This window comes from Myxacorys chilensis, assembly GCF_059505265.1.
In genome coordinates this window covers 24,865-39,867 of record NZ_JCACKG010000278.1, presented here as the reverse complement: position 1 = coordinate 39,867, position 15,003 = coordinate 24,865, and the positions used below count along the sequence as shown (strand labels likewise).

At 46.5% G+C, this 15,003-nt stretch carries 17 protein-coding genes; 6 read left to right on the top strand and 11 right to left on the bottom strand.

Features of this window, described 5'->3' with window-relative positions:
• Positions 1-583 precede the first annotated feature (583 nt).
• Positions 584-1,108, bottom strand: a complete 525-nt coding sequence (locus AC5JLB_RS28245) for a hypothetical protein (protein ID WP_495877166.1) — start codon at positions 1,106-1,108, stop codon at positions 584-586.
• 96 nt (positions 1,109-1,204) lie between these two features.
• Between AC5JLB_RS28245 and hetZ the strand changes: the two genes are divergently transcribed.
• The 3 genes from hetZ (at position 1,205) to AC5JLB_RS28230 (ending at position 5,718) form a co-directional block, all read left to right on the top strand.
• Positions 1,205-2,347: a heterocyst differentiation protein HetZ gene (hetZ, locus tag AC5JLB_RS28240; protein WP_495877165.1), complete on the top strand. Its 1,143-nt coding sequence runs from the start codon at positions 1,205-1,207 to the stop codon at positions 2,345-2,347.
• Between the two features lie 13 nt (positions 2,348-2,360).
• On the top strand, positions 2,361-3,353 hold the full coding sequence (locus tag AC5JLB_RS28235; protein ID WP_495877164.1) for a PatU: 993 nt from the start codon (positions 2,361-2,363) through the stop codon (positions 3,351-3,353).
• 106 nt (positions 3,354-3,459) lie between these two features.
• Positions 3,460-5,718 (top strand): transglutaminase TgpA family protein, encoded by a 2,259-nt coding sequence (locus AC5JLB_RS28230; protein WP_495877163.1) that lies wholly within the window; start codon positions 3,460-3,462, stop codon positions 5,716-5,718.
• 114 nt (positions 5,719-5,832) lie between these two features.
• Here the strand turns inward: AC5JLB_RS28230 and AC5JLB_RS28225 are convergent, their stop codons facing one another.
• Positions 5,833-6,321 carry a GNAT family N-acetyltransferase gene (locus AC5JLB_RS28225; RefSeq protein WP_495877162.1) on the bottom strand — a complete coding sequence of 163 codons (489 nt, stop codon included), beginning with the start codon at positions 6,319-6,321 and terminating at the stop codon, positions 5,833-5,835.
• 168 nt (positions 6,322-6,489) lie between these two features.
• Here AC5JLB_RS28225 and AC5JLB_RS28220 point away from each other — a divergent pair, with 168 nt between their 5' ends.
• Complete coding sequence (locus AC5JLB_RS28220) at positions 6,490-6,879, top strand: tautomerase family protein (RefSeq protein ID WP_495877161.1); 390 nt, start codon at positions 6,490-6,492, stop codon at positions 6,877-6,879.
• Here AC5JLB_RS28220 and AC5JLB_RS28215 read toward each other — a convergent pair.
• The 9 genes from AC5JLB_RS28215 to AC5JLB_RS28175 all read right to left on the bottom strand — a co-directional run bounded on the left by AC5JLB_RS28215 (position 6,876) and on the right by AC5JLB_RS28175 (position 11,680).
• The gene (locus tag AC5JLB_RS28215) at positions 6,876-7,556 is read right to left on the bottom strand and encodes a Uma2 family endonuclease (RefSeq protein WP_495877160.1); all 681 of its coding nucleotides are present in this window, start codon (positions 7,554-7,556) and stop codon (positions 6,876-6,878) included. The genes AC5JLB_RS28220 and AC5JLB_RS28215 overlap by 4 nt on opposite strands.
• 49 nt (positions 7,557-7,605) lie before the next feature.
• Positions 7,606-8,493 (bottom strand): CNNM domain-containing protein, encoded by an 888-nt coding sequence (locus AC5JLB_RS28210; protein ID WP_495877159.1) that lies wholly within the window; start codon positions 8,491-8,493, stop codon positions 7,606-7,608.
• A gap of 186 nt (positions 8,494-8,679) precedes the next feature.
• Complete coding sequence (locus tag AC5JLB_RS28205) at positions 8,680-8,964, bottom strand: hypothetical protein (RefSeq protein ID WP_495877158.1); 285 nt, start codon at positions 8,962-8,964, stop codon at positions 8,680-8,682.
• 522 nt (positions 8,965-9,486) lie between these two features.
• A complete protein-coding gene (locus AC5JLB_RS28200) occupies positions 9,487-9,897 on the bottom strand; it encodes a type II toxin-antitoxin system VapC family toxin (RefSeq protein ID WP_495877157.1) in 411 nt (136 codons plus the stop codon).
• Complete coding sequence (locus tag AC5JLB_RS28195; RefSeq protein ID WP_495877156.1) at positions 9,894-10,202, bottom strand: hypothetical protein; 309 nt, start codon at positions 10,200-10,202, stop codon at positions 9,894-9,896. The genes AC5JLB_RS28200 and AC5JLB_RS28195 overlap by 4 nt, the downstream gene beginning before the upstream one ends.
• Positions 10,203-10,368: 166 nt before the next feature.
• A complete protein-coding gene (locus tag AC5JLB_RS28190) occupies positions 10,369-10,578 on the bottom strand; it encodes a 2-oxoisovalerate dehydrogenase (protein ID WP_495877155.1) in 210 nt (69 codons plus the stop codon).
• Positions 10,579-10,624: 46 nt separating this feature from the next.
• Positions 10,625-10,990 carry a type II toxin-antitoxin system RelE/ParE family toxin gene (locus AC5JLB_RS28185; RefSeq protein WP_495877154.1) on the bottom strand — a complete coding sequence of 122 codons (366 nt, stop codon included), beginning with the start codon at positions 10,988-10,990 and terminating at the stop codon, positions 10,625-10,627.
• Positions 10,983-11,225 (bottom strand): type II toxin-antitoxin system RelN family antitoxin, encoded by a 243-nt coding sequence (locus AC5JLB_RS28180; protein WP_495877153.1) that lies wholly within the window; start codon positions 11,223-11,225, stop codon positions 10,983-10,985. Before AC5JLB_RS28180 ends, AC5JLB_RS28185 begins: the two co-directional genes overlap by 8 nt.
• Positions 11,226-11,326: 101 nt before the next feature.
• Complete coding sequence (locus tag AC5JLB_RS28175) at positions 11,327-11,680, bottom strand: hypothetical protein (RefSeq protein ID WP_495877152.1); 354 nt, start codon at positions 11,678-11,680, stop codon at positions 11,327-11,329.
• 98 nt (positions 11,681-11,778) lie between these two features.
• On the opposite strand from AC5JLB_RS28175, the gene AC5JLB_RS28170 reads away from it, so the two are divergent.
• The gene (locus AC5JLB_RS28170) at positions 11,779-12,684 is read left to right on the top strand and encodes a hypothetical protein (protein WP_495877151.1); all 906 of its coding nucleotides are present in this window, start codon (positions 11,779-11,781) and stop codon (positions 12,682-12,684) included.
• Entirely contained in the window at positions 12,681-14,867 is a 2,187-nt protein-coding gene (locus AC5JLB_RS28165) for an NACHT domain-containing protein (RefSeq protein WP_495877150.1), read from the top strand. Before AC5JLB_RS28170 ends, AC5JLB_RS28165 begins: the two co-directional genes overlap by 4 nt.
• The last annotated feature ends 136 nt before the right edge of the window (positions 14,868-15,003 follow it).

The following is a 15,003-nucleotide window of genomic DNA, read 5'->3' as shown; positions in this document are numbered from 1 at the left end:
TCAGGCGGTTGGCATAAAATTTGACCATGCCAAACTTTTCAAACAGCCTCTGAGAGGGGCTGCCTCAGTAAAAAGTAAAAATATTGTTGCTTTACAACGTGAGAGTACACTTCTGAAGTATAAAAATATTAAGTACAAATTAATGTGAAAAACTACGAACACGTATTAGCTCCAAACTGTTAGGTTTCTACAGTTCCGGTTAAATGTCTAGCGTTAGTCAGCAGTTAAATGCACATCTTGCCTCTGCCATTTACTAAACTCAGTTCAGCTATTTCAGAATCTGGTGCTGGCAATACAGTGCTTGAATTCAGCGCATAGAACGAGTTCAGATATATAAAGATTTGATGAAATAGAGAGCTTTGAATTTAATAATTCTGTTTCGATTTCCGTCCGGAACTTTTACGAAGAGGAGAGCAGGTACAATCGAAGGGAATTCGTAGTTTAACGGTTGACGCTCATGCAACTTTCATCGTTTAAGGTAGAACTGCAAATTTAGAAATATCAAGCAGCCCTGGCTACAAGTATTCAAAATTTACAGTTCTCGTTTGATGAAGTTTGTGTTTAATCCAATCCGTAAAGTCTCTTAAGCAATATCACTTGGAATATTGTATTGAGAGTCCGCATCTATCTGCTCTCGCCAGTTTTCTTGAATCAACTTCTCTATGTCGGCTCGTTCAATCTCCGTACCAATCGTCACATTTCCTGGCGTTTCAAAAAAGATGGTGCTGTCACTTTGCTCCATCGCCAACATTTGAAACAAGATATGTGTCACTGGAACGGGTAAAGCAATGAGGCTGGGATCAGAGAAATCGTAAGGACTCGCTGCCACATCCTTGAGCGTCGAGAAGGCGTAAATCACGTTTTTCTCACGACCAGTTTGGGTACGATTAGCGAGGGTTAGCATCACCCAGCTTTGATCGAGCGTCTGCACCACGTAGTACTGAGGATGTCTTAAGCGTCCAGCCACAGTTTTAATCGCGGGCGCAACTCGCTCCATAATTTGTGGAGTTGAGCCATCTTGCGGCGCATGATCGATCAGGTCTTGAAGTTGTTGGTCTAAATTCATTCCAGCATCCAGTGAATAATCAGGGGTTTCTTCTACCACCATTGTGATCGACAGATCACAAAAATGTTCCTGCTAGTAATGAGAGCAATTCCATTGATTTGCAAGACATTAGACATCGTGGGGGAAATCTGCCAGAGCGTGGATTCAATCTTTCAACTTCTAGTTACCGAACTCCAACAGGCAACAAAGGCATCCGAGCCAAATTGCCGTGAAGTTGCAGATCGGTTGGCTCAAGAGGTAGTCCGCATTTGTTCTGAGAGCAAGCGCATTCAAGCGTCGGGCGAAGTCCAGACGTGGGCGACAACTCTGGCACGGCATCGGCTTCAGCAATGTTTGCACTACTATAAACTCGGTTCTCGGCGGGGGCGGGTTGAGCTTCACAGTAATTTAAGTGCTGTGGTCTACCGCTACATTACGCCGCCGCAAAGCCAATCGAGCTATCAAGCCCGGTTAACGCTGATTGAGGATTTTCTACAAAGCTTTTATATGGAAGCGCTCAATGCCTTTCGGCGCGAGTCGCAGCTACCGCCAACGTACAGTCCCCAGTCGGTGCTGGAGTTGGCCGAATATATGGCATTTACAGAGCGGTATGGGAAGCGTCGCATTCCCTTACCAGGACACCGCAATCAGCAACTCATCATCTTGAGGGCACAGACGTTCTCTCAGCAACAACCGAGTGAAGCTCTGGTCGATTTCGAGCAGGCGGCGGAAGGGGCAATGTCTGACTCGGATAGTTCTTGGAGTGTTGCGTCGATGCAGCAAGTCCGGGAGCAGATGGTTGCACAAGAACCCGAATTGGCGGAAGACACGTTGCGTCATAGCGTCGTCAAAGAGCTGATTGCTTACCTGGAAGACCGCAAGCAACACGACTGTATCGATTACTTTACGCTGCGGCTGCAAGACCTGCCTGCCAACGAAATTGAAGAGATTTTGGGGCTGACAGCCCGCCAACGGGATTACTTACAACAGCGATTTAAGTACCATCTCATTCGCTTCTCCTTCTCTCACCAGTGGGAGTTGGTGCATCAATGGTTAGAGGTAGACTTAGAGCGTAATTTGGGGTTATCTCACCGGCAGTGGCAGAGTCTTCACGATCGGCTGACGCCGCAACAGACGAAGCTGTTGAGCTTAAAGCAACAGCAGACCCCCGAAAGCGCGATCGCGCAGCAAATTGGTTGCACGGTCAATCAAGTTCAGAAACAATGGTTTAAACTTCTGGAACAAGCTTGGGAAATTCGTAATCACCAAGATTCCGGAGGAAGTGAATCTCTTGATGAATAGGGTGTTATCACAAATGGATCGCGATTTTGAAGCTAAAAAGCAAATTCTTATAGATCTGCTGCAAACTCTTGGACTTGCAGGATACTATCCTCAGTCCAATCCAGTAGAGTCGAGCCGCGATTCATCGGTGAGGGAGTCTATCCAGGCTCCATCCAGCCTCTTTCAAGAGGACTTTTTACTTAAACCGGGAGAGATACCTGCTGTGCAAGATCGTTTTCATGCGCTGCTGAAACGTCGGCTTCAAGTTGAGGCTCAGCGTAAGCCGCCTCTTTTTCCTTGGGAGAAAGAGATTACGGATTATGATGCTGAGGCTGTCAGTGCTAGAGCGACTAGCCCTGTCTTTGCAGAGACTTCAGTGTGGATGACACAACTACGCAATTTACAGTTACCTGTGCCGATGCCAGAAAGCATTCTAACCGAACTGCTGACTCGGTGTCAGGCAATCGTCACATCACCGCTCCGGGAAGGAGCAAAACTCGTGAAAGCGGTTGATACGCTGTTCCCAGGACAGGCGCAACTGCTGAACGATGTTGCGGGGTATGTTATGGTTTCCCCCGCTCGTTCTTCGGCGGCCGGGCTGCAAGACCTTGCGGCTAGAGCGGGAATTGAGTTTCCTGATCATTACGAGGAGGCGATCGATACTCAGCAGATGGCTCTATCGCTGCTGGCAGCGCGAGAAATCATGCATACGTTGACCTTTACGGTGTCGCCTAAACAGCCTCAGCAAGAGCGAGAATGGCTGACCGAACTGGGAGCGTTTTCGCTGCGATCGCACTATCACTTTGGCGGAGGAACGGTGCGGTTACGAGTGGATGCGGACCTTCCCTGCGGAGGCAGTCTCCAATTTCAAGGTGAGGAATTTCGATCGCTGGCAGACCGGGACAACGCGGGTTGCTTGAGCTTAGAAATTCGCGATTTTGTTCCCGATCGCACCTATCCTTTGGAGGTGCGTTTAGGGGAACAGGATCTGCTGGTGTTTGCCATTCATCCGGTGAGTGAGGGCTAGGAGATTAGGGAATTGGGGGAAGACGTCGTATCAGGTTTTGCATTCTAGGTTGCCTCTTTGACGAAAGGGGTACTATGAATTTTGATTTTCCCCATACCCCGCACCCATGACCCAGCACTGGTGGCATTCGCTTCAATCAAAACTAAAACCTTTGCCTGCGTCAACACCCGAAGACTCAATTTTGTTTCGAGTGTTGACGCAGAGCCTTGTAAGTGTGGGAATCTTGGCAACGGATATTGCTGCAGAGACCCACATTTCTGTTTGGGCAATTCCACTGAGTATGGCGGGGGCGGCGTGGAGTTGGCATTGTCGTCGTAAGCGGAATATTCCGACGAAATTTGTATTAGCGATCGCCATGCTGGGAGTACTAGCCGCGTTTTTCTCGCGATTGCTCAGCAACGGGCAACTGAATGATACGCGGCTGATTTTGGCTGAATTTTTGATTCAGATCCAGGTTCTACATAGTTTTGATTTGCCGCGCCGCAAAGATCTAGGCTATTCGATGATCATTGGGTTAGTGCTGCTGGGGGTGGCGAGTACCCTAAGTCAAACGATGATGTTTGGAGTGATGCTGCTCGTCTTTTTAGCGATCGCGCTTCCTGTTCTGATGCTGGACTACCGATCGCGTCTAGGACTCAGCAGCGCGAAAGCAGAGCAGTCGATCCTGCGAAAATTTAATCTTCCGGCTCTAACTAAAATCTTTCTGGTAACGTTGCTGCTGGGACTGATCATCTTTGCTGTGATGCCACGCTTTTCGGGGTATCAACTGCGATCGCTGCCCGTGAGCGCTCAGATTCAATTGCCCGACAAATTTGACAATCAGCGAGTGACGAATCCAGGATATGTCCGTAGCGGAAAAGCGGGACAAGGTGCAGGCGTTGGAGGACAGGCAGAAAAGGGGAATTCCAATCAATTTGATGAGCAGTTTTACTACGGATTTGGAGACAAAATTAATCAAAATCGGCGCGGCAAACTAAAGCCTCAAGTGGTGATGCGGGTGCGATCGCAGGCGGAAGGGTTTTGGCGAGTCATGGCGTTTGATCGGTACACAGGCCAAGGGTGGGAAGTATCGCGCAATGCTCAAACCAAAACCCTCAAGCGTCCTGCGTGGTTGTATCAGTTCTATTTACCTCACACCATAACGTTAAGCAAAACGAAGCCTATTGTTCAGACCTATACGATTGTTTCTGAGTTGCCGAACCTGATTCCAGCACTGACACAGCCGAAAGAACTTTATTTCCCGACCTCAGAAGTGGGGCTTGATCTAGAAGGGGGACTGCGATCGCCCGTTCCGCTCAGTGAAGGGCTGACCTATTCTGTCGTTTCAGAAGTGCCATATCGAGACGTCACACTGTTGCAAAAAGGCTCAACGAATTTAGAAACGCCAAAGAATAGTGTTTATTTACAGCTTCCTTTAGGGAATAAAACCAAGATTCGTCAACGCACAGAAGAAATTTTAGCAACATCATCTCAGCCGCTAACCTCAACGTATGATAAATCGTTATTTCTAGGGCAATACTTAAAGCAAAATTACACAGTTCAGTTAGATATACCACTTCTAGAGAAAGATGAAGATCTAACAGAAGCGTTCTTAATAAAGTTCAAAGGTGGATATCCAGATCACTTTTCAACAACGCTAACAGTTATGCTGCGATCAATTGGCATCCCTTGCCGATTGGTAGTCGGATTTGCGCCCGGACGATTTAATCCATTCACAGGATTGTATGAAGTGCGCAACACTGATGCTTATGCAATGACAGAAATTAATATTCCAAAATTTGGCTGGTTTGCGATCGATCCAATTCCGGGACATGAGTTGATTCCACCATCGATTGAGGATGACCAAACATTCACAGTGTTACAGCACTTCTGGAAATGGGTTGCAAGTTGGTTGCCGCCCCCGATCGCAGCAGTGTTGGCATGGATTATGGCGGGAATTGCGGGTGCAATTCAGTCGATCGTGGTGCAGCCAATCGCATGGCTCATCAGTCTCTTCTCAAGAGGTTGGACAGGGCTCTTAATGGGCTTACTTTTGACGACGTGTTTCGGATTCTGCGGCTGGCTGATTTGGCACGGTTGGCAAAAATGGCGCTATCGTCGTTGGCTGAAAAAATTGCCTCCGATGGAGAGCCTGTATCAGGACATGCTCAATTGGCAAGCTACACAAGGATTCCGCAAGCATCCAGCGCAGACACCTCTGGAGTACGCTCAGCAATCTCACAAATTGCATTCTAAAGAACGCGCTCAAACAATCCAGGAGATTTCTAATGCTTATGTAGGTTGGCGATATGGAGGACAAAATCCAAATCTGCAAAACCTTCAGCAGAGATGGCGAGAAATGCGGAAATCAAATCAGGCAAAATAATTTAGAGGTTTGAGACAATCAGTTTTGCCTAAAATAAGCGGTGGCAAAACATCTAACTTCATCACGAGCGGCTTTCAGTTGTCTGCTTCATCAACTTGTTCGCTTGTTAGGCACTTAGCGGGTGAACTTACAGATCATATTGAACGAAATACCACCCGTACGATTCACAACGTCGCTACCCTCTACTTTAATGAACCCTGCGCGTTGATAGAGTCCTACAACTGGGTTATTTGCTCGAACATTAAGACATACCGCAGGAAATTTATCTTGAGCTGTTTCTAAAATCTGCATCAGTAGTTCAGTCCCAATGCCTTTTCCACGATATTCAGGCAACACAGCCATTGCCAATTCTGGAATTGCCGGATCAGTATAGCCAAATCCTCTGTCGCTATCTGACCATAAACGCAGCCATGCTGCCCCAACTGGCGCTTCGTTGATGAATGCACCGAAACCTACATCGCCTATGCTCCAACCGTCAACGTAACAAGAAAGGTAAGAGTGCTTCTGAACCGATTCGAGTGAGGGTTCCTGTGCAGCGTACATCAGCATTGTCCATAGGATAGGCTCATCTTCAACGGTCAAAGCTCGAACTGTGTAATCCATACTCAATTGTTCAAAATTCAATCGTTCAAAAACCGACTTTGAAACCTGCGCTCAATAGTCTAGATGAAATTGCTTCGCTCTGCGATCGACAGAAGTTTTGCCTTGAACGCTTACTATTCGATAGTCTTACTATCTGATAGTATTTTGAACGATTTGAATTGAGACTCCATGCCACAAATTAAGATTTACGGAAATGCTTCCTTTCTAGCTCAGTCGCGTCAAGTCATCTCTGACACGATTCATGCTTGCGGTGTAGATGCCTTAGCGTTTCCGTTAGAAAAACGGTTTCATCGATTTATCCCGCTCGAACCGGAGAATTTTATCTATCCATCGGATCGCTCTGAAAAATACATCATTATCGAAATCAGCATGTTTGAGGGGCGCAGTGTAGACGCAAAGAAGCACCTGATTCGACTGCTGTTCTCTCGATTGTCAGAGCAGGTTGGCATCGCTGCAAATGATGTTGAAATTACGATCGCTGAAATTCCACAGCACAATTGGGGCGTTCGGGGCAAGGTTGGGGATGAATTGGAGGTGAATGGCAAGATTGAAGTTTAGGCGTCCGGATCGATACCGAGCGATCGCAGTTGTTCTGCCAGCCGTTCTGCCCGTTGTTGCGCTTCGTCCGCTCGTTGTTGCGCGGCTAAGGCGTCCTCTTCGGGTGTAGGAACGAGTTGACCATTCGGTTGAAAGTATCTCAACTTGCCTGAATCAATCCCCAAATACAAATCCAGCGCTTCACTCCACAGTAAACCCTGCGTTGTTGGCGTAATTGGCTGATAGCGTTGGCTGACTAAACGGAATCCAGCAAATTCCAACGTATCTGGAGAGAACCAGAAATATTCGTGCGTCCGGAAGCGGTCTTGATATAGATTCTTCTTCAAACCACGATCGATATCTGCGGTCGAATCTGACAGCAATTCAATGATTAGATCTGGATATCTGCCATCTTCTTCCCAAATCACCCAGGATTTGCGGGGCTTTGGATCGGTCTGTTTCACCAGAAAGAAATCGGGGCCGCGAAAATCTCGGTTTTTTAGTTGTTGTCGGCTGAAATAAATGGTTAGGTTGTCACCAATAAAAAAGTCTTGTCTCGTGCGCCACCACCACTCTAGGCAAGACACCAGCAAGGACAACTGAGCAGAATGTAACGAGCTTTCCATTTCTGGCTCATCGCTTTCGAGTTGGGTTGCATCTGGCATGAGATCGGCAAGTTGCTGGGCGGTGAGTGCCATCGCATTTCCTCTCAAGTTGCAATATCTTCTAGCGTACAGGAATGATCACTTAGACGTTAGGAATAGCTTCACGTTCACCCACTTCTCCCAACGGACGAGTAATTTGGCGTAAGAGAATTGCTTCTAGCCGATTCTCGACGATGCGCACCGCTTCGAGTTCGAGTTCGCCCCACTGCAAGCGATCGCGCTCTGTTGGAACATGTCCTAACTGATGAATCATAAAGCCAGCCAATGTTCTATAAGCGTCGTTAGCGGGCAGATTCACGCCGATTTGTTCATTCAAGGTTTGCAAATCTACAGCGCCCTCCACGGTTACAGAATACTGATCAATTCCAACGATCGGCGCGTTGGACTGAGGCAACGCTGGAGTTGTTCTTCGATTGATCCATCCGGTTAAGACGTTTACCGTTGCGTCTAAAACGACTAGTGCTGGAAAGAAAAGATATGAACAGAGTTGGAGTGGACGAATCAGCAATAACGCCGTTCGTTCTGGAGCTTGAGACGCCAGCACTTTGGGAACGAGTTCGCCCAAAACAATTTCCACATAGGTGACGAGCAGAAATGCGATCGCCGTTGCGATCGAGTGGCTCGTAATCATTGCAGGTAAGTGCGGAATCGGCAATCGAGTGATCCACGGTTCAATCCAATGCACGGTTGCCCCCTCACCAAGCCAGCCGAGGAGCAAACTTCCTGCTGTGGTGCCCGTCTGAGTGACCGAGAGATAGCGCTTGAGATTACTCTGAGCGTGCTGCACCTGTTGAGCGGCGGCTTGAGTGTCTGGATTTTGGCTCAGACGATAGAGTTCGCCTTTGGAAGCAGACACGATCGCGAGTTCTGCGGCGACGAAGAAGGCAATCCCTAAGATCAAAACAAGTAACAGAGATAATCGCAGAAGTGCTTCTGCGGCTTCAAGCTCGATGATTTGTAGAGGGGTCAACGCTCGGCTCCAAATGGTAAACGGTGATACTTTTCAGTGTAGTGAATGGATAGCTTGAACGACGTGTATCACTTGGCGCACGTTTGCAGGACGCGATTCTGTGACGGCGCTCAGTCCGTGAACACTACAAAACTGCGTAACGGGATCTCTGACTTCTTTGAGAAATCGGAGATCCCGTTACACGACTTAGACTCCCGTTCGATTGAGGGCAACCAGGACTTTAGCGGAACCGTCGGGCGCAGGCTGTGGCTTGCTCCACTCGTAGGCTTTGGCATAGCCGCGCAGGTGTTGGTCACGAATGTAGCTTTGCACGGTTTCGGGAATGCCGATCACTACGATCGTCAGCAGACGCGGATCGGGGTTGATTTGAATCGGAGATGTGTTGTAGGTCATAGCAGTTGTGTCACTCCACAGAAGAGATGGGTTGTAGAGATACCCAAAACCAAAGCCACCCCCTCGCTTTTTTGCCATAGCAAGTCAGGGTGGCTAGTGGAGTGATAAACTGCCCTCTAGCCCTCCAGACTGTTGTACGCAGTCTGGAGGGTTAGTCGCCTGGTGCTGCGCTAACAGCTTCCAGGTGACGCTTTAATCCCGGATATTTGTTAGTACTGAAGAACAAGGCTACTGGAGAACGAGGTTTTTCGCAAGTCTGTCTTGATACAGGTTTACAGGAGTGAGCATCTGAACTCGGAGTTTGGGGTTCAGAAGGCGGAGTTTGGGATTCGGAAGGCGAAGTTTCAAGCTTTGATCTCGGAGTTTGGGGTTCGGAAGGCGGAGTTCCAGGTTCGGAAGGCGGAGTTCCAGGTTCGGAAGGCGGAGTTCCAGGTTCGGGGGGCGGAGTTCCAGGTTCAGAGAGCAAAGTTCCGAGTTCGGAAGGCGAAGTTTGAGCCTTTGAGGGCGGAGTTCCGAGTTCGGAAGGCGGAGTTCCGAGTTCAGAAGGCGGAGTTTGGGGTTCGGAGGTCGAACGGTGAAGATTGGAGGGCGATGCTTCTGCTAACGGAGTAGAGCAACGAAGCCAGCTTGCTCAAAGTGGCGATCATGACTCAGGGCTTCGAGGATATTTTTCTGCTGCATGATGCAGAACGAAGCACAGTCGGTATGGCTCCAGTCTTTGTCGGCTCTTTGTTCGTAAAGGTTGAGCGATTGATGAAATAAGTCGCTGGTTTGAGCAACAATCTTGATTTTGGGATTGTTGAACGATCGCTTGACGAATTGAGCCGCCGCTTGTCTAAACGCACTCTCTCGTCTGGAAAACGAATTTAAGACTTCGGTGAAGATCATTTCACTAGTCACGATTTGAAAAGGTTCCAGAGCGTTGGAGAGACTAGCAGCTTTGGCACGAAGGTTATCCGCAGGGTTAAGAATTGCAATCCAATACCCCGCATCGGCAAAGACAGTTTTCATTCCTCGTTCTTTGGTGAGCCATACAAATAATGATCTACGTTTTTAGAAAGGTCGCTGGGTAATTTTTCCCATTCTTCTTTGGGAATTTGGGCACTGATTTCTTCAACAAATTGTAGAAAGGGTGGGAGGCTGGGTAGTTGCTGCGAACTCTCGGTTTGATCTACTCCGTTGCCATCAGGCGTTGTACCCTCACTGTCTGATAGCAATACAATGACTCGCACTTTACCTGGATGAGCCACTAGCGGTTGATCCAATGATAGGCGTCCTTGGGCGTCGATCGTGCCGTTGGCTTCGATGGCTTGCATAGTTATTAGAATGATAGGCTCTGCTCAGATTTTAGCAAGGGGCAAGTGTCGAGATCGGTTTCTGGTTGTGTTGCAGTTGTGCACTGAGCATGACAATTACAGCCCTGATCTCGGAGGTTTGAGTTCGGAAGGGGGCGCTTCAAGCTTTTTAAATCTCTGGGTAGCTTCATGAGGCAATTACTTCGTCTCGAACAATGTGCAGCCGGATGAGCTTTGGACGATCGCTTTCATTGGGAAAATGACACTGAACAGCATCGCGCACAAATTCTTTCAATGCTTCAATACTGTCAGCTTGCGTAAAGATAGATTGTCCGATCGCTTGAGCAACGTAGCCACCTTCGGGGTCATCTTCCACTAAAAAAATAATTTCATTCATGCGATTTGCTCTCCTTAATCAGTTGTTGATGTCAAGCCCCAGCGCTTCAAGTTGTTGGTTCATCCAAGCGTTGTTCGTAATCGGTAATGATGTTTCTGATATCTTCTCGCGCAATAACGACTTGCTCGGATTTAGTGTAAATGGTTAGCAAAATGATGCGAGTTGCTGTTTTAACGTAATAAAGAAGACGATAACCGCCGCTTTTGCCTTTCTGAACATCACTATTTTTAACTCGCAGTTTGAACACTTCATACCCTACTCCAGAGATAAGATCGCCCGGAAGTTCTCCAAGCTCAAGCTGTTCAATAATGGGCTGGATGTGACGGCGAATATTGCGATATTTCTTCGCGAGTGTCCGTATTCGATTGAAGACTGGGGCTGCTTCGACCTGAATGATGAGGGGTTCAGTCATCTTCAACGCCGTCCCAAATCTGAGACACGGGAATTGTTTGTCCGGTCATGGCTTCGTGCCACGCTTGACGAAAATCTTCAAGGATGGCTTCTTTGGTCTGCTCGTCGTTACTCTCTGGTTCTTCTGGAATGAGGACGATGACTTCAACACGGCTGTTTTTGCTGACGGTTAGGGGATGATCTAACGAAAGTTGCCCTTGCTCATTGATGCTTCCGGTGGCTTTGACAGCTTTCATGGTGTTTAGGCAGATAGATTCTGCTGAAATTTTAGCAAGGGGCGACTTCGAGATTGAACTTTCGGTTGCTTTGCAGGTGTAACTTGCACTAATTGCGATCGTTACAGTTCTGATCTCGGAATTTCGGCTTCTAAGGTCGGAACTCCAGGTTCGGAAGGGGACGTTTCGAGTTCGGAAGCTGGAGTTTCAGGTTTTGAGGTCAACATTCCGAGTTCGGAAGGCGAAGTTTCGGGTTCAGAAGGCGGAGTTTCAGGTTCTAAGGGCGGAGTTCCGAGTTCAGAAGGCGGAGTTTCAGGTTCTAAGGGCGGAGTTTGGTGATCGCAGGACGGAGTTCCGAGTTCCGAAGACGAAGTTTCGGCTTCAAGGGGCGGAGTTTTGCGATCATAAGGCGGAATTTCAGGTTCAGAGGGTGGAAGGTGGAGATTAGAGCGCGATCGCCCGGTCGTATTTAGCATCAAGACATCAGTACAGCCCAAAAAATTATGATGATCACCCGCGCTGTAGAGGATTTAAGTGTCTAACATAGTAAAGAACTTTATCTAGTGTAGAAAGTATGGAAGCTTTTCTAGCATCTCCTTGTGGAAACATTTTGTTAGGTGTTGTTGGAAATGTTTTGACAGAAGTTCTTTTCTACATGAAGGATAAAGGTTACGAGGCATTGAAAGGTCAAGAACCTCTAAAGCCACATCTGGACACTACAGTTACACCCATACTTCAAAAGGCTGTAGCAGCAGTAGCTAGATCTGCTCAGGTAGATGATGAGCAGCAACGGCAAAGACTACAGATGTTTCTGGCTTCTCCAGAGGTTGAGGCTATTGTTAGGCAGATTTATGCAAGCAAGTTGTTGCCCGAACAGCATGTTCATTCAGAATCAATCCGAGCAGAGTTCTCAACACTTCTATTGCGCTACCTAAACAACTCGCAGCAGAATTCTGGAAATTTTGCATTTACTGATGATCTCTTCGACTCGCTCTTTCAAAGCTGTGAACAAGCTTTACAAGTTGCTATCAATAGAGGTGTTTTAGTTGCTCATGAGGCAAAATCTGTTGCTCGTTTTCACATGCTTCGGGATGAACTTGCAGCGATACAGAGGAATATTAATTTTTTGACAGGGCAACAGGAGCCAAATATTCAAGCAATCCTGGAATTTGAACAGAAGTATCGCCAGCAGATCCCTACTCGGCATGGGTATATCACTCCACCAAATTTTGACACAGCTCGAAAGTTTCATATTGATAGACTTTATGTCTGTACCAGTTTTATTAGCGCCTCCAGAATTCAAGACGAAAGACCACAAAATTGCAAAATTGACGATTTCTGCTCGGTTATATATCGAGTTGTGTTGCTAGGAAATCCTGGTGGCGGAAAATCTACTTTTACTGACAAACTTTGCAATGATTTAGCAACTCGCTATGCAGAAAAGCTTCTAGCGGGAAGACAGTTACTCCCATTCATGTGATTCTGCGGGATTATGGGGCTGCAAAGAAGGAGTACAACTGCTCAATTCTTGAGTTTATCCAATTGACAGCAGTTTCTAAGTACCAACTTCCATCGCCACCCTTAGGAGCGTTTGAGTATCTCTTACTTAATGGTCGTGCTGTAGTAATTTTTGATGGTCTAGATGAGTTACTTGATACGAGCTATCGACAAACGATCAGCGGTGATGTGGAATCTTTTTGTTCATTCTATCCTTCAGTTCCTGTCTTGGTTACCTCAAGGGAAGTAGGTTACAAGGAGGCTCCTCTCGATGAAGAGAAATTTGAAATCTTCCGTTTAGGCTCTTTTGACAATGATCAAGCAAAAGAGTACGTAGAGAAATGGTTTTTGGTTACAGAGCCAGAAGTGGAAGGAGAACAGCACGGAAGAAAAGTCAAAGCTTTTTTGAATGAAAGCAAAGTTGTACCAGATCTTTGTTCCAATCCGCTAATGCTAGCTTTGCTATGTAATATCTACCGAGGTGAGGGTTACATCCCCAGAAATCGACCCGATGTTTATGAGAAGTGTGCTGTAATGCTTTTTGAGCGGTGGGACAGAAGCAGAGGAATTCAAGTTTCTCTTCCTTTTGAATCACGTATTATCTTCGCAATGATGTATCTAGCTCACTGGATATACACAAACGAAACTTTGCAAGGAGGAGTAACAGAACGGCAACTCATAGCTGAAGCAACAGCTTACCTTTGCCAGCGCCAATACGAAGACTGTGATGAAGCTGAGAGAGCTGCCTATGCATTTATTGAGTTTTGTCGAGGACGGGCTTGGGTCTTTACTGATACTGGAACAATGAAGGAAGGAGAGAGATTGTACCAATTCACTCACCGAACCTTTCTAGAATTTTTTGCTGCTAGCCATTTAGTGCGTGTAAGTCGATCTCCAGAGAACCTAAAGGAAACTTTGCTACCCAGAATTGCTAGAGGAGAATGGGATGTAGTTGCACAACTGGCTTTCCGGATTCAAGACAAGCAGACTGAGGAGGCTGGAGACGAAATACTAAATGCACTTATAAAGGCAACTCCTGCAATAGAGGAAAATGGAACATGGAACCAATTGTCCTTCGCAGCAAGATGTTTAAAGTTCATGGTTCCTAGCCCACAAGTAAGACGAGACATCGCTGTATCTTGTATTGAGTTCTGCATTAACTGGGGACTCAAGCAGTTAGAAGGTGAGCGATTACTTTATCAAGAAGTTGAGGTCTTTGATGTTGGGAAACCTACTCAAGAATTAATGACTGAACTTCTTAATTGTGCATTCGAGAATCGAGCGACTATAGCAGATACTGTGGAAAGGTTAATTATTGAATACATCAATCATCAAGATGATACCAAGTCTCTTATAGCTTGTGAAATTGGTTTGCATCTTAACATTCCTATTATTTTCTCTCGTGCAGAAGGGAAAAATTCACAAGATGAGGAATTTTGGCGTAATTTATCAGCATCTATTCTTGAAACCTGCTATGAGCGGATACTATCACTTTGTCCAAAATACTATCAGCTGTGTCTTGAATTTATTTATAGTTCAGACAGAAGAATCTCTATCTTTGATGTTGTTCATTGGCATGGCGTTGGTATTTTGTTCAAACCAACTGTGTACACTGTCTTCTCAGGCATATTTAGGTTTTCGGCTGTTGAATCAATCTGGTACAAATTGTTTTCTACTGGGACTGAAGAACAACAAAAGCAACTTATTACTGATTTAAGTGAGTTGGGCCAGATCTTTATTTCTTCTTCTGTTCCCCTGACTGAAAAAATGAATCCTCATTTTCTTCATCAGACGATTAGAGAATCATCGGGAGCGCTCCAGAAGACGAAACAGTTAAATTTTTCAATTGACGCTCTTTTTGCGATTTTTATTATCTTGGCGATATTCTTTGAAAGCAGATTAGCTGAAGTAAAAGCAAAAGCAGGTAGAAGTAGGAAGTTAATCATTGAGGAAATTGAAGAGAGTGAGTCTTACCTTATTGGCTTCTTTCGGTATACACTCTTGTCTCGTTTCAAACCAGTAGAGGCAAGTAGGGTAGAAACTGAGCTTGCTCATCTTAATCTTACAGTTGGTCACCTTTCTCTCATAAAACAGTGGGTTCAAAGAGAAGTTGATTTCGTTGAGCGAGCTGTACTAGAAGAAGCAAAGGGTGACTCCAAGGTATGATCAACGACGAGCCTCAGAAGTCAAATCGTCAGGCTTTTTGCTACTTCGTTTACCAGATTTCTGTGCAAAATTGAGACATGAGTGCGAATGAAGCGAATGATTTCAAGTGAAGAGGGTGTGACCTGATACGGGGGAA

Bases quoted from the DNA above. Each gene is read 5' to 3' on its own strand.
- AC5JLB_RS28245 (WP_495877166.1), bottom strand. From the start codon at position 1,108: ATGGTGGTAGAAGAAACCCCTGATTATTCACTGGATGCTGGAATGAAT.
- AC5JLB_RS28225 (WP_495877162.1), bottom strand. From the start codon at position 6,321: ATGGATTACACAGTTCGAGCTTTGACCGTTGAAGATGAGCCTATCCTA.
- AC5JLB_RS28170 (WP_495877151.1), top strand. From the start codon at position 11,779: ATGGAAGCTTTTCTAGCATCTCCTTGTGGAAACATTTTGTTAGGTGTT.
- AC5JLB_RS28200 (WP_495877157.1), bottom strand. From the start codon at position 9,897: ATGAAAACTGTCTTTGCCGATGCGGGGTATTGGATTGCAATTCTTAAC.
- AC5JLB_RS28220 (WP_495877161.1), top strand. From the start codon at position 6,490: ATGCCACAAATTAAGATTTACGGAAATGCTTCCTTTCTAGCTCAGTCG.
- AC5JLB_RS28205 (WP_495877158.1), bottom strand. From the start codon at position 8,964: ATGGCAAAAAAGCGAGGGGGTGGCTTTGGTTTTGGGTATCTCTACAAC.
- AC5JLB_RS28180 (WP_495877153.1), bottom strand. From the start codon at position 11,225: ATGAAAGCTGTCAAAGCCACCGGAAGCATCAATGAGCAAGGGCAACTT.
- AC5JLB_RS28235 (WP_495877164.1), top strand. From the start codon at position 2,361: ATGGATCGCGATTTTGAAGCTAAAAAGCAAATTCTTATAGATCTGCTG.
- AC5JLB_RS28230 (WP_495877163.1), top strand. From the start codon at position 3,460: ATGACCCAGCACTGGTGGCATTCGCTTCAATCAAAACTAAAACCTTTG.
- AC5JLB_RS28215 (WP_495877160.1), bottom strand. From the start codon at position 7,556: ATGGCACTCACCGCCCAGCAACTTGCCGATCTCATGCCAGATGCAACC.
- AC5JLB_RS28175 (WP_495877152.1), bottom strand. From the start codon at position 11,680: ATGCTAAATACGACCGGGCGATCGCGCTCTAATCTCCACCTTCCACCC.
- AC5JLB_RS28185 (WP_495877154.1), bottom strand. From the start codon at position 10,990: ATGACTGAACCCCTCATCATTCAGGTCGAAGCAGCCCCAGTCTTCAAT.
- AC5JLB_RS28190 (WP_495877155.1), bottom strand. From the start codon at position 10,578: ATGAATGAAATTATTTTTTTAGTGGAAGATGACCCCGAAGGTGGCTAC.
- AC5JLB_RS28195 (WP_495877156.1), bottom strand. From the start codon at position 10,202: ATGCAAGCCATCGAAGCCAACGGCACGATCGACGCCCAAGGACGCCTA.